The sequence below is a fragment of the Pseudomonas koreensis genome (assembly GCF_025447595.1).
In the GTDB taxonomy this organism is placed as follows: domain Bacteria; phylum Pseudomonadota; class Gammaproteobacteria; order Pseudomonadales; family Pseudomonadaceae; genus Aquipseudomonas; species Aquipseudomonas koreensis_H.
Window position 1 is genome coordinate 92,717 of record NZ_JAOEJU010000020.1, and the last position, 25,910, is coordinate 118,626.

At 62.6% G+C, this 25,910-nt stretch carries 21 protein-coding genes; 15 read left to right on the top strand and 6 right to left on the bottom strand.

The window, feature by feature from the left end; translation table 11 throughout:
- Nucleotides 1-34 precede the first annotated feature (34 nt).
- The 11 genes from N8H71_RS21795 (at nucleotide 35) to madM (ending at nucleotide 13,867) form a co-directional block, all read left to right on the top strand.
- Complete coding sequence (locus tag N8H71_RS21795) at nucleotides 35-5,950, top strand: Hpt domain-containing protein (protein ID WP_262195627.1); 5,916 nt, start codon at nucleotides 35-37, stop codon at nucleotides 5,948-5,950.
- Complete coding sequence (locus N8H71_RS21800) at nucleotides 5,943-6,413, top strand: chemotaxis protein CheW (RefSeq protein ID WP_127800388.1); 471 nt, start codon at nucleotides 5,943-5,945, stop codon at nucleotides 6,411-6,413. The genes N8H71_RS21795 and N8H71_RS21800 overlap by 8 nt, the downstream gene beginning before the upstream one ends.
- 206 nt (nucleotides 6,414-6,619) lie before the next feature.
- Nucleotides 6,620-8,290 carry a malonate decarboxylase subunit alpha gene (gene mdcA / locus N8H71_RS21805; protein WP_262195628.1) on the top strand — a complete coding sequence of 557 codons (1,671 nt, stop codon included), beginning with the start codon at nucleotides 6,620-6,622 and terminating at the stop codon, nucleotides 8,288-8,290.
- Nucleotides 8,290-9,162, top strand: a complete 873-nt coding sequence (locus N8H71_RS21810; RefSeq protein WP_262195629.1) for a triphosphoribosyl-dephospho-CoA synthase — start codon at nucleotides 8,290-8,292, stop codon at nucleotides 9,160-9,162. Before mdcA ends, N8H71_RS21810 begins: the two co-directional genes overlap by 1 nt.
- The gene (locus N8H71_RS21815; RefSeq protein ID WP_039767948.1) at nucleotides 9,162-9,461 is read left to right on the top strand and encodes a malonate decarboxylase subunit delta; all 300 of its coding nucleotides are present in this window, start codon (nucleotides 9,162-9,164) and stop codon (nucleotides 9,459-9,461) included. The genes N8H71_RS21810 and N8H71_RS21815 overlap by 1 nt, the downstream gene beginning before the upstream one ends.
- The gene (locus N8H71_RS21820) at nucleotides 9,454-10,305 is read left to right on the top strand and encodes a biotin-independent malonate decarboxylase subunit beta (RefSeq protein ID WP_262195630.1); all 852 of its coding nucleotides are present in this window, start codon (nucleotides 9,454-9,456) and stop codon (nucleotides 10,303-10,305) included. The genes N8H71_RS21815 and N8H71_RS21820 overlap by 8 nt, the downstream gene beginning before the upstream one ends.
- On the top strand, nucleotides 10,302-11,087 hold the full coding sequence (gene mdcE, locus N8H71_RS21825; RefSeq protein WP_262195631.1) for a biotin-independent malonate decarboxylase subunit gamma: 786 nt from the start codon (nucleotides 10,302-10,304) through the stop codon (nucleotides 11,085-11,087). The genes N8H71_RS21820 and mdcE overlap by 4 nt, the downstream gene beginning before the upstream one ends.
- The gene (locus N8H71_RS21830; protein WP_262195632.1) at nucleotides 11,081-11,701 is read left to right on the top strand and encodes a malonate decarboxylase holo-ACP synthase; all 621 of its coding nucleotides are present in this window, start codon (nucleotides 11,081-11,083) and stop codon (nucleotides 11,699-11,701) included. Before mdcE ends, N8H71_RS21830 begins: the two co-directional genes overlap by 7 nt.
- A complete protein-coding gene (gene mdcH / locus N8H71_RS21835; protein ID WP_262195633.1) occupies nucleotides 11,698-12,618 on the top strand; it encodes a malonate decarboxylase subunit epsilon in 921 nt (306 codons plus the stop codon). Before N8H71_RS21830 ends, mdcH begins: the two co-directional genes overlap by 4 nt.
- Before the next feature lie 66 nt (nucleotides 12,619-12,684).
- Nucleotides 12,685-13,101, top strand: coding sequence for a malonate transporter subunit MadL (gene madL, locus N8H71_RS21840; protein WP_007953315.1), 417 nt, complete (start codon nucleotides 12,685-12,687; stop codon nucleotides 13,099-13,101).
- Between the two features lies 1 nt (nucleotide 13,102).
- Nucleotides 13,103-13,867, top strand: coding sequence for a malonate transporter subunit MadM (gene madM, locus N8H71_RS21845; RefSeq protein ID WP_085689643.1), 765 nt, complete (start codon nucleotides 13,103-13,105; stop codon nucleotides 13,865-13,867).
- 111 nt (nucleotides 13,868-13,978) lie between these two features.
- Here madM and N8H71_RS21850 read toward each other — a convergent pair whose 3' ends face one another.
- On the bottom strand, nucleotides 13,979-14,893 hold the full coding sequence (locus tag N8H71_RS21850; RefSeq protein WP_085689645.1) for a LysR family transcriptional regulator: 915 nt from the start codon (nucleotides 14,891-14,893) through the stop codon (nucleotides 13,979-13,981).
- Nucleotides 14,894-15,035: 142 nt separating this feature from the next.
- Here N8H71_RS21850 and trhA point away from each other — a divergent pair, with 142 nt between their 5' ends.
- Complete coding sequence (gene trhA, locus N8H71_RS21855; RefSeq protein ID WP_262195634.1) at nucleotides 15,036-15,653, top strand: PAQR family membrane homeostasis protein TrhA; 618 nt, start codon at nucleotides 15,036-15,038, stop codon at nucleotides 15,651-15,653.
- Between the two features lie 104 nt (nucleotides 15,654-15,757).
- On the opposite strand, the gene N8H71_RS21860 is transcribed toward trhA, so the two are convergent.
- Complete coding sequence (locus tag N8H71_RS21860; RefSeq protein WP_262195635.1) at nucleotides 15,758-16,477, bottom strand: 16S rRNA (uracil(1498)-N(3))-methyltransferase; 720 nt, start codon at nucleotides 16,475-16,477, stop codon at nucleotides 15,758-15,760.
- A 152-nt stretch (nucleotides 16,478-16,629) separates the two neighbouring features.
- Nucleotides 16,630-18,036: an adenosylmethionine--8-amino-7-oxononanoate transaminase gene (locus N8H71_RS21865; protein ID WP_262195636.1), complete on the bottom strand. Its 1,407-nt coding sequence runs from the start codon at nucleotides 18,034-18,036 to the stop codon at nucleotides 16,630-16,632.
- A gap of 224 nt (nucleotides 18,037-18,260) precedes the next feature.
- On the opposite strand from N8H71_RS21865, the gene N8H71_RS21870 reads away from it, so the two are divergent.
- From N8H71_RS21870 to N8H71_RS21880, 3 genes are all read left to right on the top strand, one after another.
- Entirely contained in the window at nucleotides 18,261-20,039 is a 1,779-nt protein-coding gene (locus N8H71_RS21870; RefSeq protein ID WP_262195637.1) for a flavin monoamine oxidase family protein, read from the top strand.
- A gap of 340 nt (nucleotides 20,040-20,379) precedes the next feature.
- Nucleotides 20,380-20,931 carry a cytochrome b gene (locus N8H71_RS21875; RefSeq protein ID WP_085689662.1) on the top strand — a complete coding sequence of 184 codons (552 nt, stop codon included), beginning with the start codon at nucleotides 20,380-20,382 and terminating at the stop codon, nucleotides 20,929-20,931.
- Between the two features lie 32 nt (nucleotides 20,932-20,963).
- Nucleotides 20,964-21,557 (top strand): YceI family protein, encoded by a 594-nt coding sequence (locus N8H71_RS21880; RefSeq protein ID WP_115080013.1) that lies wholly within the window; start codon nucleotides 20,964-20,966, stop codon nucleotides 21,555-21,557.
- Nucleotides 21,558-21,790: 233 nt separating this feature from the next.
- Here the strand turns inward: N8H71_RS21880 and N8H71_RS21885 are convergent, their stop codons facing one another.
- From N8H71_RS21885 to metF, 3 genes are all read right to left on the bottom strand, one after another.
- Nucleotides 21,791-23,668 carry a DEAD/DEAH box helicase gene (locus N8H71_RS21885; protein ID WP_262195638.1) on the bottom strand — a complete coding sequence of 626 codons (1,878 nt, stop codon included), beginning with the start codon at nucleotides 23,666-23,668 and terminating at the stop codon, nucleotides 21,791-21,793.
- 222 nt (nucleotides 23,669-23,890) lie between these two features.
- On the bottom strand, nucleotides 23,891-24,703 hold the full coding sequence (locus tag N8H71_RS21890; RefSeq protein ID WP_262195639.1) for a substrate-binding periplasmic protein: 813 nt from the start codon (nucleotides 24,701-24,703) through the stop codon (nucleotides 23,891-23,893).
- Nucleotides 24,704-24,848: 145 nt separating this feature from the next.
- On the bottom strand, nucleotides 24,849-25,694 hold the full coding sequence (metF, locus tag N8H71_RS21895; RefSeq protein WP_115079485.1) for a methylenetetrahydrofolate reductase [NAD(P)H]: 846 nt from the start codon (nucleotides 25,692-25,694) through the stop codon (nucleotides 24,849-24,851).
- Nucleotides 25,695-25,910 lie beyond the last annotated feature (216 nt).

Sequence of the window (25,910 nt, forward strand, 5' to 3'; positions counted from 1 at the left end):
GCCTGCGGGCGAGTCCATGTCGAGCGGAGTGGTTATGGGTGACCGGCACGACTACGTGGCCCTTGAATGGGTCAAGGGTGAAATAGCCGAGACGCTGAGGCAGGCGCATCAGGCTATCGAGGCCGTGCTCGACGATCCGCAGTCCGGGCCGGGGCTGGACGAATGCCTGACCTGTATCCATCAGGTACACGGCAGTCTGCAAATGGTCGGGTTCTACGGTGCGGCGCTGCTGGCCGAAGAAATGGAACACCTGGTCGAAGCGTTGCAGAACGGCCGCGTCAGCCACCGCGACGAAGCGCTGCACTTGCTGTTGCAGGCGCTGGGTCAATTGCCGATCTACCTCGACCGCGTGCAGGGTGCCCGCCGTGACCTGCCGCTGGTGGTGCTGCCGCTGATCAACGATTTGCGCAGCGCCCGGGGCGAAAGCCTGTTGTCGGAAACCAGCCTGTTCAGCCCGCAGTTGCCCGAGCTTTCACTCCTGAGCCCGGAAGCGCTGGCGCTGTTGGAACCGGCAGAGCTGCCGAATGTGCTGCGCAAGTTACGCCAGATGCTGCAAATGGCGCTGGTCGGATTGCTTCGCGAACAGGATGACCAGACGCACCTCGCTTATCTGGCCAAGGTCTTTACCCGGCTTGAAGCGTTGAGCGGCAATGCTCCGCTCAGCCCTTTATGGCAGGTCGCCTCGGCGCTGGTCGAGGGCATGCGCGAAGGGCGGATCGCCAACAGTCCGGCCCTGCGCAGCCTGTTCAAGGACGCCGATAAGGAGCTCAAGCGTCTGCTCGAACAGGGCATGCCCGGCCTCAACCAGCCGCCACCGCCTGAACTGCTGAAAAGCCTGCTGTTTTATATCGCCAAAGCCGAACATCCCACCGGGCAGATGCTGACCATGAAAGATCGCTACTCCCTGGACGACGCGCTGCCCGACAGCGCGATGGTCGACGAAGAACGCGCGCGCCTGGCCGGCCCCGATCGCGATGCCATGCGCTCGGTGCTCGCGGCGCTGTGCGAAGAACTGGTGCGGGTCAAGGAGCGCCTCGACCTGTTCGTGCGCAGTGACCGCCAGCACGCTTCGGATCTGGACAGCCTGCTGGCGCCGCTGCGGCAGATTGCCGACACCCTGGCGGTGCTCGGTTTCGGCCAGCCGCGCAAGGTGATCATCGATCAACTGGCGGTGGTGCTGAGCCTCGCGCAGGGCCAGCGCGAACCGAACGACGCCACGCTGATGGACGTCGCCGGGGCTTTGCTCTATGTCGAAGCGACGCTGGCCGGGATGGTCGGCACCGTCGAGCCGGAGAGCCCGGACGATTCGCAGTTGCCAACCACCGACCTGACGCAGATCCATCAGATCGTGATCAAGGAAGCGCGCATCTGCCTGCAACAGGCCAAGGACATGATTGTCGACTACATCGACGCCGACTGGGATCGCCAGCAGCTGCAACCGTTGCCGGCGCTGCTGACCCAGGTGCGCGGCGCACTGGCGATGATTCCGCTGGCGCGCGCGGCAAGCTTGCTCGAAGCCTGCAACGGGTTTATCCGCGAGCATCTGTTGCTTGATCCTCACGAGCCGGGCTGGCAGCAACTCGACAGCCTCGCCGACGCCATCACCAGTCTCGAGTATTACCTCGAGCGCCTGACCGACGACCCGCAGGCACCCAGCGAGCACTTGCTGGATATCGCGCAGAAAAGCCTCGCCAGTCTCGGTTTCTTTCCTGACGAACAGCCCGGCGAGCCGCATGTGCCGGTGCTCGACGATGTGCTCAGCCCCAGCGAAGCGCTGGTGATGCAGGATTTGCAGGAACTGGACGACCCGCAGATCGTGCAGTCGTTGGCCGAAGTGCTGGCCAGCCCGGTCTCGGCGGTCAACCCGCCGGCGCTGACCACGCCGGGCAGTCTGCTGCCGCCACCGGTCGATGAAGAACCGGTGGATGACGAGCTGCGCGAAGTGTTCCTCGAAGAGACCGGGGAAGTGCTCGAAGTACTGAGCGAATACCTGCCGCGCTGGTCTGCCGATCCCGATGATCATGCCGCCCTGAGTGAACTGCGCCGTGCCTTCCACACGCTCAAGGGCAGCGGCCGGATGGTTCGCGCGCTGGTCCTCGGCGAGCTGGCGTGGGCGGTGGAAAACCTGCTTAACCGTGTGCTGGAACACAGCGTTGAACCCGGTCCGGCGGTGCGCCAGTTGCTGGCCGACACGCTGCTGCTGTTGCCGGATCTGATCGCCGAATTCGCCACCAACGGCCAGCGTCAGCGCCACGATGTCGATCAACTGGCAGCCCGCGCCCACGCGCTGGCCAAGGGCGACACACCGCTGCCGGCCGAAGACGTGGAAGACGTCGCGGCCCTCGATCCGCTGTTGCTGGAGATCTTCCGCAACGAAGCCGAAACCCATCTCGCCAGTCTCAACCGTTTTCTCGATCAGGCCGCCGAGCATGTGCCGTTGCAGGCCAGTGACGAATTGCAGCGCGCGCTGCACACCCTCAAGGGCAGCGCATCAATGGCGGGAGTTTCACCGATTGCTGAACTGGCGGCGCCGCTCGATAAGCTCGCGCGGGAATTCAAGGCCCATCAGCTGGCACTGGACCTCGACGAAGTGGAACTGCTGCTCGAAGCCGAGGGCCTGTTCCGCGTTGGTCTGCGTCAGCTCAAACACGATCCGCTGGCGCCGATTGTCGGTGCGCAGTCGCTGATCAAACGCACCGAAACCCTGCTCGGCGAGCGTCTGGAATCGATCCTCAACGCCCCGAGCAGCGCCCTGCGGGTCAAGCGCGATCCGCAACTGATCAACAACTTCCTGGCCCAGGGCATGGACATCCTGCTCGACGCCGAAAACCTCTTGCAGCGGTGGCAGCAGCACCCCGGCGAACGTCAGGAACTCAGCGCGCTGCTGGATGAGCTGACGACCCTGGGTGAGGGCGCACATCTGGCGGATCTGCTGCCGGTGGATGTGTTGTGTGAAGCTTTGCTCGATCTGTACGGCGCGGTCGAAGAAAGCAGCCTGGCGGTCAGCGAGCGGTTTTTCCATGAAGCGCAGTTGGCCCACGAAGCGCTGATCAACATGCTCGACGAACTGGCCGCCGGCCAGGAAATCACCCCGCAACCGCAGCGCATCCGCGCCTTGCACGAATTGCTCGACGAGAGCCTCGATCCGTCGGCCATGGGCCTGATCCGCAGCGACGGCAGCCGCACCCTGAGCATCCGCGAACTGGGCAGCGCCACCGCCGAACTGCAACAACACAGCGTCGACAGCGGGCCGGACGACGAGATCGTCGAGATCTTCCTCGAGGAGGCGGTTGACATTCTCGACAGCGCCGGGCAAGCCTTGCAACGCTGGCTGAAGGATCCGGAGAACGGCGCACCGCTGTCGTCGCTGCAACGGGATTTGCACACGCTGAAGGGCGGCGCGCGGATGGCCGAGGTGGCGGCGGTCGGCGATCTGGCCCATGAGCTGGAAGGTCTTTACGAAGGGTTGGTGGATCGTCGTTACAGCCACAGCGAAGCCCTCGACCGATTGCTGCGCCAGAGCCACGAACGTCTGGCACAGTTCCTCGAACAGTTGCACCTGCACCAGCCGCTGGATCCGGCGCAGGACCTGATCGAGGCGATCCGCCGTTTCCGTCAGGGCTCGACCGCCAATCCTGAAACACCGCCAACCAGCGTCACGCAGGACGGCCCCGGACACGATCCGGAGCTGCTGGAAATCTTCCTCGAAGAAGGTTTCGACATCATCGAAAACTCCGGCGCCGCGCTGTTGCGCTGGCAGGCCGAGCCCGGCAATCGCCAGGAAGTGGAAACCCTGCTGCGCGACCTGCACACCCTCAAGGGCGGTGCACGCATGGTGGAAATCGGCCCGATCGGCGATCTCGCCCATGAGCTGGAATACCTTTACGAAAGCCTGTCCGCCGGCACCCTGCAAGGCAGCGCCGAACTGTTCGCGCTGTTGCAGCGCGGCCAGGACCGGTTGGCGCAGATGCTCGACGCGGTGCGCGCCGGCCAGCCGTGCCCGCCGGCGGACCGGCTGATCAGCGCGATCCAGAATTTCAGCCATCCGCTGGTCGTGCAAACCCCGGCACCCGTGCCGCCGGTTGCGGTCAAGGTCGAGCCTGCTGCCCCCGCGCCCGAGGCCGGGGCGGACATGGTCAAGGTCTCCGCCGAGCTGCTGGATGAACTGGTCAACCTCGCGGGCGAAACCTCGATTTTCCGTGGGCGCATCGAACAGCAAGTCAGCGATGCGCAGACCGCCCTGCACGAGATGGAAACCACCATCGAGCGTATGCGCGACCAGTTGCGCCGGCTCGACACCGAAACCCAGGGGCGGATCCTCAGCCGCCAGCAAGTGGACGCCGAACGCCTCGGCTACGAAGATTTCGACCCGTTGGAAATGGACCGCCATTCGCAGTTGCAACAACTGTCACGGGCGCTGTTCGAGTCCGCTTCCGACTTGCTGGATCTGAAGGAAACCCTCGACCGGCGCACCCACGACGCCGAGAACCTGTTGCAGCAGCAGGGCCGGATCAACACCGAGTTGCAGGAAGGCCTGATGCGCACGCGCATGGTGCCGTTCGAGCGCATGTTGCCGCGTCTGAAACGCATCGTCCGGCAGGTCGCCGAAGAGCTGGGCAAGGACGTCGCGTTCAGCGTCGGCAACGCCGAAGGCGAGATGGACCGCAACGTCCTCGAACGCATGGCCGCGCCACTGGAACACATGCTGCGCAATGCCGTCGATCATGGTCTGGAGTCCGCCGAGGTCCGGCTGGCGGCGGGCAAACCGGCGCAAGGCCAGATCAGCCTCGACCTGTCCCGCGAGGGCGGCGACATCGTCTTCGACATCCGCGACGATGGCGCGGGGGTGCCGCTGGACGCCGTGCGGCGCAAGGCGATCAAGCGCGGTCTGCTGGCGCCGGATGCCGACATCAGCGACCGCGAAGTGTTGCAGTTCATCCTCCAGCCGGGGTTTTCCACCGCCGAGAAGATCACCCAGATTTCCGGACGCGGCGTGGGCATGGACGTGGTGCACGAAGAAGTCCGGCAACTGGGCGGCACCATGAGCATCGACTCGGTGCCGGGGCAGGGCGTGCATTTCCGCATTCGCCTGCCGTTCACCGTATCGGTCAACCGTGCGCTGATGGTGCAGTGCGGCGAGGATCAATACGCGATTCCGTTGAACACCATCGACGGCATCGTCCGCGTGCTGCCGAATGAGCTGGACGGGCATTTCCGTCTCGATCCGCCGAGTTATCAGTACGGCGGCCAGCGTTATGAACTGTGCTATCTGGGCGAGCTGCTGAAAACCGCGCCACGGCCAAAACTGTCCGGCCAGAGCCTGCCGGTGCCGGTCTTGCTGGTGCAGTGCAACGACCGGCACATCGCGGTGCAGGTCGACACGATGGCCGGCACCCGCGAAATCGTGGTCAAGAGTCTCGGCCCGCAGTTCGCGTCGGTGCAGGGCGTGTCCGGGGCGACGATTCTCGGCGATGGCCGGGTGGTGCTGATCCTCGACCTGCTGGCGCCGATCCGCGCGATGCAGGCGCAGTTGCCGCAGCGTCCGGCCAGTCATGAAATCGAGAGCGAACCGCAGAAGCCGCTGCTGGTGATGGTGGTCGACGACTCGGTCACGGTGCGCAAGGTCACCAGCCGCCTGCTCGAACGCCACGGCATGAACGTGCTGACCGCCAAGGACGGGGTCGATGCGATGTTGCTGCTGGAAGAACACATGCCGGACCTGATGTTGCTCGACATCGAAATGCCGCGCATGGACGGCTTCGAAGTGGCGACCCAGGTACGCCACGACGAACGCCTGCAACACCTGCCGATCATCATGATCACCTCGCGCACCGGGCAGAAACACCGCGACCGTGCGATGGCCATCGGCGTCAACGACTACCTCGGTAAGCCGTACCAGGAATCGGTGCTGCTCGAAAGCATCGCCCTGTGGAGCAAAAAACATGCATGAACGCCGGCACAACCAGCGCACCAGCCAACTCACCGGGCTGCTCCTGCCGCTGGCGGATCGCAACCTGATCCTGCCCAACGTCGCCGTCGCCGAGCTGATCGACTACCAGTCCAGCGCCTTCGATCTCGACACACCGCCGTGGTATCTCGGTCGGGTGACCTGGCGTGAGCGGCAGATTCCGCTGCTGAGTTTCGAGTCGGCGTGCGGCAACAAGATCGTCATTGGCGAACGGGCCCGGATCGTCATCCTCAATGCTCTTGGTGGGCGGCCGGAATTGAAGTTCATCGCACTGCTGGTGCAGGGTATTCCGCGCTCGTACAAGCTCGACAGTCAGTTGAGTTATGTCGACGTGCCGCTGTGTGCGCTGGAACAGGCGGCGGTGCAGGTGGGGGAGCAGGTGGCGAAGGTGCCGGATTTGTTGGCATTGGAGACATTGTTGGTGGATGCGGGGCTGGTCCACTGATCCAGAGTCTGCAGTGTTCGGGTTGGCCCCATCGCGAGCAGGCTCGCTCCCACATTTGAAATGCGTTTCCCTTGTGGGAGCGAGCCTGCTCGCGATAGCGATTCCAACCGTTACGCTGACCGTAATGATTCACCGCTGCGCTTGATTGATGCCCCCACCCGACACTCCTAAGGTAGCTCCACGACAGCGAACCCCGTGGAGTGAGCATGACAACAACAATATCCCCCGACTCGCGCTGGACGCGGCGGCGTGACGAGAAGCAGCGGCGCCTCGACAAGGTGCGCGGGCTGGCCGACGGTGCGGTGTTGCCTACCGACAGGATCGTCGCAGCGCTCGAAGCGCTGATCCTGCCCCGCGACCGTGTGGTGCTGGAGGGCAACAACCAGAAGCAGGCAGATTTCCTCTCGCGCTCCCTGGCCAAGGCCGATCCTGAAAAGCTCCACGACCTGCACATGATCATGCCCAGTGTCGGTCGCTCCGAGCATCTGGACCTGTTCGAACGCGGCATCGCCCGCAAGCTCGATTTCTCCTTTGCCGGCACCCAGAGCCTGCGTATCAGCCAGTTGCTCGAAGACGGTCTGCTGGAAGTCGGTGCGATCCACACCTACATCGAACTCTACGCCCGGCTGGTGGTGGACCTGATTCCCAACGTCGTGCTCTCGGCCGGGTTCATGGCCGACCGTGCCGGCAACATCTACACCGGGCCGAGCACTGAAGACACCCCGGCGCTAATCGAACCGGCGGCGTTCAGCGATGGCATCGTCATTGTCCAGGTCAATCAACTGGTGGACGACGTCAGCGAACTGCCTCGCGTGGACATCCCCGCATCGTGGGTCGATTTCGTGGTGGTGGCGAACAAACCGTTCTACATCGAACCGCTGTTCACCCGTGACCCTCGCCACATCAAGCCTGTGCACGTGTTGATGGCGATGATGGCGATCCGCGGGATCTACGAAAAACACAATGTGCAGTCGCTGAACCACGGCATCGGTTTCAACACCGCCGCCATCGAACTGATCCTGCCGACCTATGGCGAATCCCTCGGCCTCAAGGGCAAGATCTGCCGTAACTGGACGCTCAACCCGCACCCGACTTTGATCCCGGCGATTGAAAGCGGCTGGGTCGAAAGCGTGCACTGCTTCGGCACCGAACTGGGCATGGAAAACTACATCGCCGCGCGGCCGGACGTGTTCTTCACCGGCCGTGACGGCTCGCTGCGTTCCAACCGGATGTTCTGCCAACTGGCCGGGCAATACGCGGTGGATCTGTTTATCGGCGCAACGTTGCAAGTCGATGGCGATGGCCATTCCTCCACCGTCACCCGTGGCCGCCTCGCCGGTTTTGGTGGCGCACCGAACATGGGCCACGACCCGCGCGGCCGGCGTCACGGCACCCCGGCATGGCTCGACATGCGCCATGACGATTCGCAGCAACCGATGCTCGAACGCGGCAAGAAACTCGTGGTGCAAATGGTCGAAACGTTCCAGGAGGGCGGCAAACCGACCTTCGTCGAAACCCTCGACGCAGTGGAGGTGGCGAAAAAAAGCGGGATGCCGCTGGCGCCGATCATGATTTACGGCGACGACGTCACCCACCTGCTCACCGAAGAAGGTATCGCCTACCTGTACAAGGCACGTTCGCTGGAAGAGCGTCAGGCGATGATCGCGGCCGTCGCGGGCGTCACCGCCATCGGCCTGCGGCACAACCCGAAAGACACCGAACGCATGCGCCGCGAAGGCCTGATCGCCTTGCCCAAAGACCTTGGCATCCGCCGCACCGATGCCACCCGCGAACTGCTGGCGGCGAAAAGTGTGGCCGATCTGGTCGAGTGGTCCGGCGGCCTCTACAACCCGCCCGCCAAGTTCAGGAGCTGGTAATGCACGCAATCAACCTGCAACCGAAAACCATCACCCTCGCGGAACGGCTGGCGGACCTGGCAGTGGACGCGCTGATCGACGAAGCCGACCTGTCGCCGAAACCGGCGTTGGTCGACCGTCGCGGCAACGGTGCGCACACCGATCTGCACCTGGGATTAATGCACGCCTCGGCGCTGGCGCTGTGGCCGGCGTTCAAGGAAATGGCCGAGGCCGCGCTGGAGTTTGGCGAGGTCGGCTTGCCGCTGCGCGAAGCCATTGGCCGCATCGGCCGGGAAGGCGAGCAAGCGATGCTCGCCACCACTAACGGCGTGAACACCCATCGCGGGGCGATATGGGCGCTGGGTCTGCTGGTCACGGCTGCTGCGCTGGACACCAAATCCACCAGTGCTGGCGCCGTCACTCTGCGCGCTGCGCGTCTGGCGTTGCTCGATGATCGTCATGCGCCGCGCCCGTTGAGCCACGGCGCGCAAGTCGCCCAGCGCTACGGCGCTCGCGGTGCTCGGGAGGAAGCGCAACTCGGCTTTCCGTCCGTGGTGCAACGCGGTCTGCCGCAACTCAAGCGCAGCCGCGTCGCCGGCCATGGCGAACAGAACGCCCGGCTCGATGCCTTGCTGGCGATCATGACCGACCTTGCCGACACCTGCGTGCTCTACCGCGCCGGCGAACAAGGCCTGCACGCCATGCAGCACGGCGCTCAGGCAGTGCTCGACGCTGGCGGAAGCGCCAGCCTCACCGGTCGCCGCCGCCTGCACGAACTGGATCAACAACTCATCGCATTGAATGCCTCGCCCGGTGGCGCCGCCGACTTGCTCGCCGCCACGTTGTTGCTCGACCGAGTCGAGCGCGACGGCATCCTTCAGGGAGCGTTTTGATGGAAACCTTATCCTTTGAATTCCCCGCCGGGCAGCCGCCACGCGGTCGGGCGCTGGTCGGTTGTGTCGGTTCGGGCGATCTGGAAGTGCTGATCGAACCGGGTCTGGCCGGCAAGCTGACGATCAATGTGCAGACCTCGGTCAATGGCGCCGAGCAGCGCTGGCAACATCTGTTCGCGCGGATGTTCGACGGCACCACACCGCCGGCGATGGCCATCGATATCCACGACTTCGGCGCGACCCCCGGTGTGGTTCGCCTGCGACTGGAACAAGGCTTCGAGGAGATCGGCCATGACTGACACCTCAGCGCTTTTGCACAAACATTCGTTCGTCGAGCTCGGTGCCCGGCAGCGGGCGAAAGCCTTGCTCGACACCGGCACTTTCCGCGAACTGCTCGACCCGTTTCAGCGCGTGATGTCGCCATGGCTGGAACGTCAGGGCGTGGTGCCGCAGGCCGATGACGGCGTGGTGATCGCCAAGGGCAGCCTCGATGGTTTGCCAGTGGTGATCGCAGCGATTGAGGGCACGTTTCAGGGCGGCAGCCTCGGTGAAGTCGGCGGCGCGAAAATCGCCGGCGCACTGGAACTGGCTGCCGAGGACAACCGCAAAGGCATCCCGACCCGCGCCATCCTGCTGCTGGAAACCGGCGGCGTGCGTTTGCAGGAAGCCAATCTCGGGCTGGCGGCGATTGCCGATATTCACGCGGCGATTGTCGATCTGCAGCGTTACCAACCGGTGGTCGGCGTGGTGGCCGGCAGCGTCGGTTGCTTTGGCGGGATGTCGATTGCCGCCGCGCTATGCAACTACTTGCTGGTGACCCAGGAAGCACGCCTCGGTCTGAACGGCCCGCAGGTGATCGAGCAGGAAGCCGGGATCGAGGAATACGACTCCCGCGACCGGCCCTTCATCTGGAGCCTGACCGGTGGCGAGCAACGGTTTGCCAGTGGTCTGGTGGACCGTTATGTCGCCGATGACGTGGCGCAGATTCGCCAGCAGGTCGGCGAATTGCTGCAACAAGGCTTGCCGAAACAACCGCGCAGTCAGCGGGCCGAATGGTTCCTGCAACGGCTGACGAGCCTGGACACTGACAAGCAAATCGAGCCTTCGATGGTTCGCGACCTGTATCAAGGAGAGCGCTCATGAGCGGTTATTCCATGCGCGGTTTGAACTGGTTCAATGCCTTGAGCGCCGGGGCGAATGCCGTTGAGGGTTTGCCGGCATCGTTGAAGGTCGCCGACGGTGAGCTCGGGCGCTTTATCGCGGTGGTCGCCGATCCGCAAAACCGTTTCCCTCGCGCTCGCAACGGCGAAGTCGGTTTGCTCGAAGGCTGGGGTTTGGCCAAGGCTGTGGATGATGCGATCACCGCCGACCGAGACAAAACGCAAAAGCGTCCCTTGATCGCGATCGTCGATGTGCCGAGCCAGGCCTATGGTCGCCGCGAAGAAGCCCTCGGCATTCATCAGGCCTTGGCCGGTGCGGCGGACGCCTATGCCCGCGCGCGTCTGGCCGGGCATCCGGTGATTGCGCTGCTGGTGGGCAAGGCCATGTCGGGGGCGTTTCTCGCTCATGGATATCAGGCCAATCGCTTGATCGCCCTGCGTGATCCGGGGGTGATGGTGCATGCGATGGGCAAGGCGTCAGCGGCGCGGGTGACCTTGCGCAGCGTCGAAGAACTGGAAGCCCTGGCGTCCAGCGTGCCGCCGATGGCCTATGACATCGACAGCTACGCCAGCCTCGGGTTGCTCTGGGAAACCCTGTCGGTGCAACAGATCGAACAGCCGACGGCGGAGGATCTGGCGCGGGTGACCGAGTGCCTGACACAGGCCATCGGCGATATTTCGGCGACTGATTTGAGCAATCGTCTCGGCGCGAAAAATCGCGAAGCCTCCAGCCGCGTGCGTGAACTGCTGAGGGCGCAGTGGTGAACATGCCTCTGGCCCACGACTTGCTGTGGGGCATGACGCCGGCGCAGTTGCCGGCGGATGCGCCGCAGTGGGCGAATGATTCGCTGGCTGCCGGGCAACCGGTGGTGGTGCGGCGGGCGTTGAGTGAAGAGGGATTCGTGGCGGTGGGCGTGCGCGGTCGGTTGCGCGAGCAGCGGTTGGCGGCGTTCATGGCGATCGATTCGATTGCCTGTCGGGTCAGCCCGGAAGCGCTTTGTCAGGTCGAGTGCGAGCGTGATCTGCCGGTCATGCACGCGCTTCGCCAACTGCGGCCGGTGCTCGATGATTGCGGCTGGATCTGGGGCGTCAGTGGCAGTGCCGGGTTTGAACTGGCCAGCGGATTTACGGCGATGCACGAGCGCAGCGATCTCGACCTGATCCTGCGTACACCGCAACTCATCACCCGTAATCAGGCGCGCAAACTGGTCGCGGTTTTCGATCGGGCGATCTGCCGGGTCGACCTGCAGTTGCAGACACCATTCGGTGCCGTCGCCCTGCGTGAGTGGGCCGGAAACGCTTCGCGGGTGCTGCTGAAAAACGCCCATGAAGCGTGTCTGGTGTCTGACCCGTGGAACCCGCAGGAGCAGGCAGCGTGAGCAGCCTGCTGGTGTTTCCCGGCCAGGGCGCGCAGCAACCCGGCATGCTCCAGCGTTTGCCTCGGGAAACGCTGATCGAGGCCAGCGATAGCCTCGGTGAAGATGTCTTGCGGCTGGATTCCAGCGAAGCGTTGCGCAGCACCCGGGCGGTTCAGCTCTGCCTGCTGATCGCCGGAGTCGCAGCTTCGCGGCAGTTGTTGCAGGAAGGACTCACTGCCGATTACGTCGCTGGCCTGTCCATCGGTGCCTACCCGGCAGCGGTGGTTGCCGGGGCGTTGAGCTTCAGCGATGCGTTGCATCTGGTCAGCCTGCGCGGCGAGTTGATGCAGCAGGCTTATCCACAGGGCTTCGGCATGACCGCGATCATCGGCCTGCAATTATCCACAGTCGAAGATTTGCTGGATCAGGTGCACGGCGCAGATGCGCCGGTTTATCTGGCCAATATCAACGCCGATAACCAGGTGGTGATTGCCGGCAGCGACAAGGCGATGCAAGCGGTCGCCGAGCTGGCGCGCAGTCGCGGCGCCGGGCTGGCAAAACGTCTGGCGGTCAGCGTGCCGTCGCACTGTCCGTTGCTGGATCAGCCTGCGCAAACCCTCGCCGAAGCGTTCGCCAGGGTAGAGCTGAAAACACCGAAAATCGCTTACCTGAGCGGCAGCCGCGCAAGGCCTGTGACCCAGGTAGAAGCGCTGCGCGACGACCTCGCCTTCAACATGTGCCGCGTGGTGGACTGGCGCGGCACCGTGCAAAGCGCCTACGAGCGCGGCGTGCGGCTACAGATCGAACTGCCGCCCGGTGCGGTGCTGACCGGGCTGGCGCGCCCGGTGTTCGAGCAGGGCACCGTCACTGCCTTCGACAGTGCCCGGCTCGACACCTTGCAGGCGCTGTTGCGTGAGGAGGGAAGCCGCCGACTCTAGACCGCAGCGACTCAGGCTTCGAACAACAAAAACAACATTCGACGATGCACTTTGAGGACTACAACAATGATTATTTACGGTGTGGCGCTGCTGGCGATCTGTACGCTGGCAGGGGTGATCATGGGTGACCTGCTCGGCGTGCTGCTGGGGGTCAAATCCAACGTCGGCGGGGTCGGCATCGCCATGATCCTGTTGATCTGCGCGCGGTTGTGGATGCAGAAACGCGGCGGCATGACCAAGGATTGCGAGATGGGCGTCGGCTTCTGGGGCGCCATGTACATTCCGGTGGTGGTGGCGATGGCCGCACAACAGAACGTCGTCACCGCCCTGCACGGCGGCCCGGTGGCGGTGCTGGCGGCGATCGGTTCGGTGGTGGTTTGTGGCTGCACGATTGCCCTGATCAGCCGCACCCACAAGGGCGAGCCATTGCCCGACGAACCGGCGGAAATCTCTCCGGTGGGCACACCGGTAGGAGGTCGCTGACATGTGGGATCTCATTGAAAAAGGTCTGGAACACAACGGTCTGATCACCGCGTTCGCCTTCGTCGGCGTGATCATGTGGGTCTCGGTGATTCTCTCCAAACGCCTGACGTTCGGGCGGATTCACGGCTCGGCGATTGCCATCGTCATCGGTCTGGTGCTGGCCTGGGTCGGCGGCACGATGACGGGCGGGCAGAAGGGCCTGGCGGATCTGACACTGTTCTCCGGCATCGGCCTGATGGGCGGCGCGATGCTGCGGGATTTCGCCATCGTTGCAACGGCGTTTGAAGTGCAGGCGACCGAGGCGAAGAAGGCCGGGATGATCGGCGTGATTGCGCTGCTGCTGGGCACGATCCTGCCGTTCATTGTCGGCGCGTGCATGGCCTGGGCGTTCGGTTATCGCGATGCGGTGAGCATGACCACCATCGGCGCCGGTGCGGTGACTTACATTGTCGGCCCGGTGACCGGTGCGGCGATTGGCGCGACGTCGGATGTGATGGCGCTGTCGATTGCCACCGGGTTGATCAAGGCGATTCTGGTGATGGTCGGCACGCCGGTGGCGGCGCGCTGGATGGGCCTGGATAACCCGCGTTCGGCGATGGTGTTTGGCGGGTTGGCCGGTACGGTGAGCGGCGTGACGGCGGGGCTGGCGGCGACGGATCGGCGGCTGGTGCCTTATGGGGCGTTGACCGCGACCTTCCACACCGGACTTGGGTGTCTGCTTGGGCCTTCGCTGCTGTTCTTCATCGTTCGCGGAATCGTTGGCTAGGTTCGGATTTTGAGTTGTCCGGGCTGACGCTTTCGCGAGCAGGCTCGCTCCTACATTTGGAATGCATTTCCCTGTGGGAGCGAGCCTGCTCGCGAAGGGCGCGACGGGGTGTCAGGTCTGGCGATTCGCATACATCCGACACTCCGCCAACAACGCCAGCAGATTCGGATCGCGCTCCTTGGCCTTCAAAAATACCACGCCAATGTGCTGCTGCAACCGGTACTTCTCTTGCAACGGAATCAGCTTCACCCGGTTCTCGTACACCGCTGCAATCCTCCCCGGCAGCAACGCATAACCGACCCCGGAACTGACCATGCTCAGCAGGGTGAAGATGTCGTTGACCTGCATCGCCACTTTCGGCTCGAACCCCGCCTGCCTGAACACCCGAATGCCGTCCTGATGGGTGGCGAAGCCTTGGGTCAGGGTGATGAAGGTTTCGTCGCGTACCTCCGCCAGATCCACTTCGCTGCGCTGGGCGAAGCGCGAATCGGCTGGAGTGGCGAGGAAGATGTCGTCGGAAAACAGCGGAATCTGCTCGCAGTCCGGGTCGTTGACGGTGTCGTCCAGCGACACCAGGATCGCATCGACTTCCATGTTTTTCAGCTTGTAGAGCAGGTCGATGTTCGAGCCGAGGATCAGGTCGATGTTGAGTTCGCTGCGGCGGATCTTCAAACCCATGATCAGCTGCGGCACGGTCTTCACCGTTAGCGAATACAGCGAACCGAGCTTGAAGCGCTCGGCCGAGAACCCGGCGGCTTCGCGGGTCAGGCGCACGCTTTCGACCACGTCCTGAATCAGCTTCTGCGCCCGTTCTTCAAGCACATAGGCGCTTTCCAGCGGCGTCAGGTTGCGCCCTTCGTGTTTGAACAGCGGACAACGCAGGGCGCTTTCCAGCGAGTGGATCGCGCGGTGCACGCTGACGTTGCTGGTCTGCAGCTCGGCGGCGGCGCGGGCGAGGTTGCCGGTACGCATGAAGGCGAGGAACACCTCGAGTTTCTTCAGGGTCAATTCTTCGTCGATCAGCATGGCGCGGACTCTTCTTGGTATCGGTCGATTGTGCCCAAATATCAGGACAGGCGCAGGCCCGCGTTTAACGGAAACATTGCGCTTTTACGCTCAAGGCCCGAGCCTTGCGCGCTGCGGTAAATGAAATCGAGGTGTGCGACACATGTATCACGGAGAACGATTGAACGCCTGGACGCATCTGGTCGGGGCGGTGGCGGCGTTTGTCGGGGCGATCTGGCTAGTGGTGATCGCCAGTTTCGACGGCAGTCCCTGGAAGATCGTCAGCGTGGCGATCTACGGTTTTACCCTGCTGGTGCTCTACAGCGCATCGACCGTGTACCACAGCGTGCGCGGGCGCAAGAAAGCGATCATGAAGAAGGTCGATCACTTTTCGATCTACCTGTTGATCGCCGGCAGTTACACGCCATTTTGCCTGGTGACCCTGCGTGGGCCCTGGGGCTGGACGCTGTTCGGAATCGTCTGGGGGCTGGCGCTGATCGGCATCCTGCAAGAGATCAAACCGCGCTCCGAGGCGCGGATCCTGTCGATCGTGATCTACGCGGTGATGGGCTGGATCGTACTGGTGGCGGTCAAACCGCTGATCGCCGCACTGGGGACGGCGGGGTTTGCCTGGCTGGCCTCGGGCGGTGTGCTGTACACCGTGGGGATCATCTTTTTTGCCCTCGACCATCGGTTGCGGCATGCCCACGGGATCTGGCATCTGTTCGTGATCGCCGGGAGCCTGCTGCACTTTGTGGCGATTCTTTTTTACGTCTTGTAATCGCGACGCCTGTGGGAGCGAGCTTGCTCGCGAAGAGGTCAGGTCAATCAGCATCATTCGTTGAATGACCCACCGCTTTCGCGAGCAAGCTCGCTCCCACAGGTTTAGAAGTCCCCCCACAATTGCTGCGCTACTGCCAACGCCACAACTGGCGCAGTCTCGGTGCGCAGCACGCGCGGGCCGAGGCGGGCGGCGTGGAAATCGTTGGCCTTGGCTTGCTCGACTTCGGCGTCGGACAGGCCGCCTTCGGGGCCGATCAGGAACGCCAGCGTCGCAGGTTTGGCATGGCTGACCAGCGGCTCGGCCACCGGGTGCAGAACCAGTTTCAGTTCGGCTTCGATCTGCTTCAGCCAGTCGGCCAGCAGCACCGGTGGATGAATCACCGGCACCCGAGAGCGACCGCATTGCTCGCAAGCGCTGATCGCCACCTGACGCCAGTGCAGCAGGCGTTTGTCGGCGCGTTCGTCCTTGAGCCGGACTTCGCAGCGTTCGCTGAAGATCGGGGTGATTTCGGTCACGCCCAGTTCGGTGGCTTTCTGGATCGCCCAGTCCATCCGCTCGCCCCGGGACAGGCCCTGGCCGAGGTGGATGTGCAGCGGCGATTCGACCTGGCCGGCGAACTGCTCGTCGATCTGCACCACCACGCGTTTCTTGCCGACTTCCACCAGGGAACCGCGAAACTCGTGGCCGGAGCCGTCGAATAACTGCACCGCATCGCCCTCGGCCATGCGCAGCACGCGGCTGATGTAATGCGCCTGGGCTTCCGGCAGTTCGTGTTCGCCGGTGCTGAGCGGGGCGTCGATAAAGAAGCGGGACAGTCTCATGGTGGTTCTCTGAAAAGATGTGAATCAGTTGGATCGAAGTCGACTTCATTCGCGAGCAAGCTCGCTCCCACATTTAGAATGCATTTCCCTGTGGGAGCGAGCTTGCTCGCGAAAGAGGCAGTCCAGGCACTGCAAATCTCAAGTAAGCCGAATCAGCCCGGATCACGGAACCCGGGATGGAAATCCTTCGGCACCGCCACGCTGATGCTGTCACGAGTGGCGATGTCGATGCCTTCGCTGGCGACTTCGGCGAGGAAGTCGATCTGCTCCGGGGTGATCACGTACGGCGGCAGGAAATACACCACGCTGCCCAGCGGACGCAGCAACGCGCCACGCTCCAGCGCATGCTGGAACACCTTCAGGCCGCGACGTTCCTGCCACGGATAGGCTTCTTTCGATGCCTTGTCCTTGACCATCTCGATCGCCAGCACCATGCCGGTCTGCCGGACTTCCGAAACATTCGGATGATCCACCAGATGCGCCGTCGCCGAAGCCATGCGTTGAGCCAGGGCCTGGTTGTTCTCGATCACGTTGTCCTGTTCGAAAATATCCAGGGTCGCCAGCGCCGCCGCACACGCCAGCGGGTTGCCGGTGTAGCTGTGCGAATGCAGAAAGGCGCGCAGGGTAGGGTAGTCGTCGTAGAACGCGCTGTAGACCTCGTCGGTGGTCAGGCACGCGGCCAACGGCAGATAACCGCCAGTCAGGGCTTTCGACAGGCACAGGAAGTCCGGACGGATGCCGGCCTGTTCGCAGGCAAACATCGTCCCGGTCCGGCCGAAGCCGACGGCGATTTCGTCGTGGATCAGGTGCACGCCGTAACGGTCGCAAGCCTCGCGCAGCAACTTGAGGTACACCGGGTGATACATGCGCATGCCGCCGGCGCCCTGGATCAGTGGCTCGACGATCACGGCAGCGACGCTGTCATGATTTTCCGCCAGCGTCTGTTCCATCGCTGCGAACATGTTGCGTGAGTGTTCTTCCCAGCTCATGCCCTGCGGGCGCAGGTAGCAATCCGGGCTCGGCACTTTGATGGTGTCCATCAGCAGCGCTTTATAAGTTTCGGTGAACAACGGCACGTCACCGACCGACATCGCCGCCATGGTCTCGCCGTGGTAGCTGTTGGTCAGGGTGACGAAGCGCTTCTTGTTCGGCTGGCCGCGGTTGAGCCAGTAGTGAAAGCTCATTTTCAGCGCGACTTCGATGCAGGACGAACCGTTATCGGCGTAGAACACCCGGTTCAGCCCTTCCGGCGTCATCTTCACCAGACGCTCGGACAGCTCGATCACCGGCTGATGGCTGAAACCGGCCAGAATCACGTGTTCCAGCTGATCGACCTGATCCTTGATGCGCTGGTTGATACGCGGGTTGGCGTGGCCGAACACGTTGACCCACCAGGAGCTGACCGCATCCAGATAACGCTTGCCTTCGAAGTCTTCCAGCCAGACGCCTTCACCGCGCTTGATCGGGATCAGCGGCAGCTGTTCGTGGTCTTTCATCTGGGTGCAGGGATGCCACAGCACCGCGAGATCGCGTTGCATCCACTGGTTGTTCAGGCCCATGTTCAGTCTCCTCGAGGCGGCTCGCGTCAGGCGCGGGCAAACAATCGCGCAAGCCTATGCAATGCGTCGCGCCGGGACAACCCATTGTGTCGATTGAGCTACTTTGTATGGGCCGATAGACGTCGCTGGCGGCGTTTTGATGGCTGACGTATTCTTCGCGGTTCTTTGGGTCGTCTGACCCGCAAAAACTGCATTTTCCTACGTGTTTTTCCGGAGTTCGCTGAATGTCTGTCGGTTGGCTGCGCGCCTGTGCGCTAGTGGTGTTGGGGCTGTTTAGCGTTACGGCGCTGGCCAAGGATAAAACCGCAATCGTGATCGGCGGCGGCCTCTCGGGCCTGACGGCGGCTTACGAACTGCAGAACAAGGGCTGGCAAGTCACGCTGCTCGAAGCCAAACCGAGCCTGGGCGGTCGCTCGGGCATGGCCACCAGCGAGTGGATCGGCAACGACAAGACGCAACCGGTGCTGAACAAATACGTGTCGACCTTCAAGCTGAACACCACGCCAGCGCCTGAGTTCGTACGGACCCCGGGTTACCTGATCGACGGCGAGTATTTCTCCGCCGCCGACCTGACCACCAAACAACCGGCCACGGCCGAAGCGCTCAAGCGCTACGAGAAAACCCTCGATGATCTGTCGCGCTCGATTGACGACCCGCAGAATCCAGCGGCGACCAACACGCTGCACGCGCTGGACCAGATCAACGTTTCGAGCTGGCTCGATAAACAGAATCTGCCTGCCACCGCGCGTCAGTTGATCAACCAGCAAATCCGCAGCCGTTACGATGAACCGTCGCGCCTGTCGCTGTTGTACTTCGCACAGCAAAACCGTGTTTATCGTGGTGTATCCGACCGTGATCTGCGTGCCTCGCGCCTCGTGGGCGGCAGCCCGGTGCTGGCGCAGGCCTTCGTCAAACAGCTGAAAACCATCAAGACCGACTCACCGGTTTCCGCCATCACCCAGGACAAGGACGGCGTGACCGTCAAAGTCGGCAACGTCGGCTATCAGGCAGACTACGTGGTACTGGCGGTGCCATTGCGTGCCCTGAGCAAGATTCAGCTGACCCCGGCACTGGACGCCCAGCACTTGGCTGCGATCAAGGGCACCAACTACGGCTGGCGCGACCAGATCATGCTGAAGTTCAAGACGCCGGTGTGGGAAAGCAAGGCGCGGATGTCCGGCGAGATCTACAGCAACACCGGCCTTGGCATGTTGTGGATCGAGCCGGCCCTGAAGGGCGGCGCGAACGTGGTGATCAACCTGTCCGGCGACAACGCCCGCGTCATGCAGGCCTTCGGCGACAAGCAGATGGTCGATCAGGTGCTGATCCGTCTGCACGCGTTTTATCCACAGGCCCGTGGCTCGTTCACCGGCTATGAAATCCGTCGCTACAGCACCGATCCATCGACCGGTGGTTCTTACCTCGCCTTCGGCCCTGGCCAGATCAGCAAATACTGGCGTCTGTGGGAGCGTCCGCTGCAACGCGTAGCGTTCGCTGGCGAACACACTGACACCTTGTACCCGGGCACCCTGGAAGGCGCACTGCGCACCGGCCAGCGTGCGGCCAGTCAGGTTGAAGACCTGGCGGCGGGCAAATCCTTCGAACCGGCCAAGGTCGGCCCGGCAGCGGCCACCGCAGCAGCGGCGGGTGCGGGCGCGGCAGTAGCGGCGAAGAAAGGCAACTTCTTCACCAACCTGTTCGGCGGTTCGGACGACGACAAGAAGCCAGAGCCTGTAAAAGCGCCAGAGCCGGCACCTGCTCCAGCCGCTCCTGCGCCTGCACCGACTCCGGCCCCTGCGCCAGCCCCGGTGGAAGCACCGAAGCCAGCGGCTCCGGTGAAAGCCGAGCCTGCGAAGAAAGCAGCAGCCAAACCAGCCGCGAAGAAACCGGCAGCAAAGACCGAAGCGAAAAAAGCTCCGGCCAAACCAGCGGCGAAAAAAGCTGAACCGGCGAAGAAGCCAGCGGCCAAACCGGCGGCAACCACCGAGACCAAAGCGCAGTAAGGCTTTGCGGTGAATAAAAAAGCGCGGCTTTCAGGCCGCGCTTTTTTTTGCCTGAAAGATCGCCATCGCGAGCAGGCTCGCTTCCACATTCGACGGTGTTCCTTCAGCTGGAATGCAATTTCCTGTGGGAGCGAGCCTGCTCGCGATGGGATCGATACGGGCCCTGAAATTTGAAGACCTGTCGGCTAACCTCCAGTCACACTTTTGTCTTTAATCTTTCCTTAACAACCCTGTTCAAGACTCTTGATCGTATTTCTCGATATTTCAAAGCAAAATTTTCCGCTTTAATTCGATAGATAACTCGCTAGTCTTGGTTCGCAGTTCTCACAGGATTTGGGCAATGCAGCTACGTAACTCTTCTTCGCGCTACGGTTGGGTCAGCATCTTCATGCACTGGGGCGTGGCACTGGCAGTCTTCGGGCTGTTCGCCCTGGGCTTGTGGATGGTGGGGCTGGATTACTACAGCACCTGGCGCAAAGACGCGCCGGATCTGCACAAGAGCATCGGTCTGGTGCTGCTGGGTGTGATGGTGTTGCGGGTGTTGTGGCGCTTTGTCAGCCCGCCGCCGCCGTCGCTGGAAAGCTACAGCCGCATGACGCGCCTCGGCGCGAAGTTCGGCCACGCATTTCTGTACTTCGGTCTGTTCGCCGTGATGATTGCCGGTTACCTGATTTCCACCGCAGACGGTGTCGGGATTCCGGTGTTTGGCCTGTTTGAAGTTCCTGCACTGGTTTCCGGACTACCGGATCAGGCAGATACCGCCGGTGTGATTCATCTCTGGCTGGCGTGGGCGCTGGTAATTTTTTCCGGCCTTCATGCGTTGGCAGCATTGAAGCACCACTTTATCGATCGTGATGCGACCCTGACACGAATGCTGGGACGCAAAGCCTGATGTTCAACCTCGACTCCAAAGGAAAACAAAGCATGTTGAAAAAGACTCTGGCCGCTCTGGCAATCGGCTCTGCCGTCCTGTCCGCCAACGTGATGGCCGCTGACTACGTGGTTGATAAAGAAGGCCAGCACGCCTTCGTCGACTTCAAGATCAGCCACCTGGGCTACAGCTTCATCACCGGCACCTTCAAGGACATCAGCGGCAAATTCAGCTTCGACGCTGCCAAGCCTGAAGACAGCAAGATCGAGTTCGACGTGAAGACCGCCAGCGTGTTCACCAACCACGCCGAGCGTGACAAGCACATCGCCAGCAAAGACTTCCTGGACGTGGGCAAATTCGCTGACGCCAAATTCGTTTCGACCAGCGTCAAATCCACCGGCAAGAACGCCGCTGGCAAAGACACTGCTGACGTGACCGGCGACCTGACCCTGCACGGCGTGACCAAGCCGATCGTGGTCAAGGCCACTTTCCTGGGTGAAGGCAAGGATCCATGGGGCGGCTACCGTGCCGGCTTCGAAGGCACCACCAGCATCAAGCGCTCTGATTTCGGCAAGATGATGGATCTGGGTCCACAGTCCGACAACGTCGACCTGTACATCTCGTTTGAAGGTGTCAAAGCGAAGTAATCTTCGCCCGACACATAAAAACGCCCCCGGTCTTGTGACCGGGGGCGTTTTTTATTGCCCGCAATAACACACGCCCCTTGTGGGAGCGAGCTTGCTCGCGATGAGGCCGGCACATTCAAAAGATTGTCGACTGACACGACGCCATCGCGAGCAAGCTCGCTCCCACAGGATTCTGTGTTGGTCAATAAAATGCCCCGGTTTGAGGCCGGGGCATTTTTTGTTACAGCGTTAACTCAGCGATTGCGGGTCAGCAAGGCCGGTTTTTCGCCGCGTGGGCGGCTTGGCAGTTGATCCAGTTGCTCAGGCGTCGGGAAGCGGTCGGCTTTCGATTCCTTGTGCATGATCTTCGGCCCGCTGCTGCGCGGGTTCTGCACGGCCGGTTCAGCGCGTTGCTGATCGTCACGGGCCGGGCGGCGGTTGCGCGAGTTTTCGTCGCGACGACCCTGGCCGTCACGCGGGGCGCCATTGCGCGGACCGCTGCGTTTGCCTGGCGGTGTGCCGGTGCTCGAGCCGTTGCTGTTGCGCGGGCCGTTCTGGCGACCTTGCGACTGACCGCCGCGTGGTGCGCCCGAACCGGCGCCCTGGCCCTGACCACCAGGACGGCGGCCACGACCACCGGCCGGAGCCTGCTTCGGCACGTAATCAACGCGGTTACCGAAGTTATCGATATCGTCGTCGAGGAACTCGTCCGGAGCGCGGTCAGCAGCGGCGCGTGGCGGCTGGCTTGGTTGGCGCTGTTCGCGGGCCGGGGTGCCTTCGCGGGGCTTTTGTTGACGGGCTGGACGCTCGCCACGCTCACCGCGTTCGCCGGCAGGTTTTTCCTTGCCCTTGTCTTTGCCTTTGTCTTTACGACCACCGCCACCGCCGCCGCCATTCGGGCCGTCACCGCGTGGGCCGCGTGCATTGCGCGGGTTACGCATGTCCGGACGCTCGCGTACTTCCGGCTTTTCGGCCTCGATGGTGCTGGCATCGAAGCCCATCAGGTCGCCGTCGGCGATTTTCTGCTTGGTCATGCGTTCGATGCTTTTCAGCAGTTTTTCTTCATCCGGCGCAACCAGCGAGATCGCCTCGCCCGAACGACCGGCCCGGCCGGTACGGCCGATACGGTGCACGTAGTCTTCATCGACGTTCGGCAGTTCGAAGTTGACCACGTGTGGCAACTGGTCAATGTCCAGACCGCGCGCCGCGATGTCGGTTGCTACCAGGATGCGCACCTGGTTGGCCTTGAAGTCGGCCAAGGCCTTGGTGCGGGCGTTCTGGCTTTTGTTGCCGTGGATCGCCACAGCCGGCAGGCCGTGTTTGTCCAGGTACTCGGCCAGGCGGTTGGCGCCGTGCTTGGTGCGGGTGAACACCAGCACCTGTTCCCACGCGCCGGCGGTGATCAGGTGGGCCAGCAGCGCACGCTTGTGGCTGGCTGGCAGACGGAATACGCGTTGTTCGATGCGCTCGACCGTGGTGTTCGGCGGCGTCACTTCGATGCGTTCCGGGTTGTGCAGCAGCTTGCCGGCGAGGTCGGTGATGTCTTTGGAGAAGGTCGCCGAGAACAGCAGGTTCTGGCGCTTGGCCGGCAGGCGCGCGAGAACTTTCTTCACGTCGTGGACGAAGCCCATGTCGAGCATGCGGTCGGCTTCGTCGAGCACGAGGATTTCAACGTGGGACAGATCGACACTGCCCTGGCCGCACAGGTCGAGCAGACGACCCGGGCAGGCAACCAGTACGTCCACACCACGGGACATGGCCTGAACCTGCGGGTTCATGCCGACGCCGCCGAAGATGCAGGCGCTGACGAATTTCAGGTCACGGGCGTAGATCTTGAAGCTGTCGTGTACCTGGGCCGCGAGTTCGCGGGTCGGGGTCAGGACCAGCACGCGCGGCTGGCGCGGGCCGTGACGCTGGGATTTGTCCGGGTGGCCGTTGGGGAACAGCCGCTCCAGGATCGGAAGGGCGAAACCGCCGGTTTTACCGGTACCTGTCTGTGCCGCAACCATCAGGTCGCGACCTTGCAACACGGCGGGAATGGCCCGCTGTTGCACCGGAGTAGGCTCGGTATAGCCCGCGTCTTCGATAGCGCGGACCAAAGCCTCGGAGAGACCGAGGGAAGCAAAGGACATGAGTAATCCTGTTTCAGTTAGGGCTTGGCCCAATGGGAGTCTTGCCTGGCGCGAATGGCGTTTAAGAGGACGCAATCCCGTCCGGTCCTGCTGCGGTTCCGAAGGCACGTCCGGAGCGCTCGCGCGGGCTGAAAAGCTGCGCTGTAGCGGGTCGGGAGGCCTGTTACGGTTCCGGGCGTCCGGGCGTGAGCCTGGCGGGAACGCCGGAGTATAACAGAGCAATCACTGCGCGCTGCTTTCCTGCTGCTCAACGGTTTTGCCACTGGCGGTGGCGCTGCCTAGCGGCGCCGTCAGGGCAGGGGCCGCGCCGTAGCGGGCGCTCAGTTCGGCATAGGCCGGTTCGCGCTTGAAACGTTTGAGCTCGGCGCCAAATCGCTGCACCAGCAGATCCATCCCCGCGTTGCGCCGTACGGCCAGAAACTGGCTCTGGCGGCTGATGACGGTCGGGTTCTCGGTGATCTGGTTGCGGATATCCAGTTCATCCAGCAAGTGCTGACCCACGCGGCGATCAGTGATCAGCAGATCGATCCGCCCGCGCAGCAGTTTGCCGAAGTTGGCTTCGTGCGTCGGGGCCGGCTCGCGGGTGAAGAGGGTCGATTCCCTGAAGTCCGGGCTGTATAGATAGCCCGGTGAAGTACCAATGGTCAGGCCTTTGAGATCTTCCAGAGAGCGAAAAGGATGCGGTCGGTCGTTGGCATAGAACATCACGAACTCGACATCCGACAGCGGCTCGCTGGGGTAGAGCAACATGGTGTCGCGTTCGTCGCTGTGAAAAATATCCAGCGCGCCGTCGGCCTGGCCGGTTTCAAGCATCGACAGGCAGCGTTTCCACGGCAAAAACTGCCATTCGACTTCGATACCCAGACGTTTGAACACGATGGCGGTGGTTTCGTAGTCCAGCCCGAGGTTCTTGCCGCCTTGTTCATAGACGTACGGCGCCCACGGTTCGGTGACGATACGCAGCTTCTCGCCCCGAGCCGCAAAGCTCAGGCAAGCAAAAACCAGCACGGCGAATAACTGCGTGATCAAAGGCATGAGTTGAGATTACGACGAGAAACGCCAAAGAGCCAGAAACTGGCTGCAGAAGCTCTGTTTCGGGCGTTAAACGCAAAAAATCGCAGTGGCGACAGCGTTTCAGGGCTGTCACGACTGCGATCTTCTGTTCTCGCGGTTACGTCTTTTAGCGCGGCAACTTCAGGTTGTTCCAGATCGCCAGGCTAGGTTCGGCCTGATTCATGGAATAGAAGTGCAGGCCGGGTGCCCCGCCTTGCAGCAGGCGTTCGCACATCTCGGTGACGACCTGTTCGCCAAAGCGCTGGATGCTTTGGCTGTCATCGCCGTAGGCCTCCAGCTGCTTGCGGATCCAGCGCGGGATTTCCGCACCGCAGGCATCGGAGAAGCGCGCGAGCTTGCTGTAGTTGGTGATCGGCATGATCCCCGGAACAACCGGGATGTCCACGCCCAGCGCCTGCAAACGGTCGACAAAGTAGAAGTAGCTGTCGGCGTTGAAGAAGTACTGGGTGATTGCGCTGTCGGCGCCGGCACGGGCCTTGCGCACGAAGTTGGCGAGATCGTCTTCGTAGTTGCGCGCTTGCGGATGCATCTCCGGGTAAGCGGCGACTTCGATGTGGAAATGATTGCCGGTTTCTTCACGAATGAATTCAACCAGTTCATTGGCGTGACGCAGCTCGCCGCTGGTCATGCCCATGCCGGACGGCAGGTCACCGCGCAGGGCGACGATGCGCTTGATGCCGGCAGCCTTGTATTCGTTCAGCAGGCCGCGCAGGTCGTCCTTGCTGTCGCCGACGCACGACAGGTGCGGGGCGGCGGGTACTTTGACTTCGCTTTCCAGCTGCAACACGGTGTTCAGCGTGCGGTCACGGGTCGAGCCGCCAGCGCCGTAGGTGCAGGAAAAGAAATCAGGGTTGTAGGTGGCCAGCTGACGGGCAGTGGCGAGCAGTTTTTCATGCCCAGCATCGGTCTTGGTCGGGAAGAACTCGAAGCTGTAGCGACGGTCTTGGGACATGGTCATACCCTTGGAAACAAGAACCTTCGAGGCGCTGCAATTCCATGTGGGAGCGAGCTTGCTCGCGAAAACGGTGGGTCAGCCAACAATGGTGTTGAATGATAAACCGCATTCGCGAGCAAGCTCGCTCCCACAGGAAGAGCGAGCAGTCAGCGCCTGTTAGTAGCGGTAAGCGTGCGGCTTGAACGGGCCTTCGACGGTCACGCCGATGTAGTC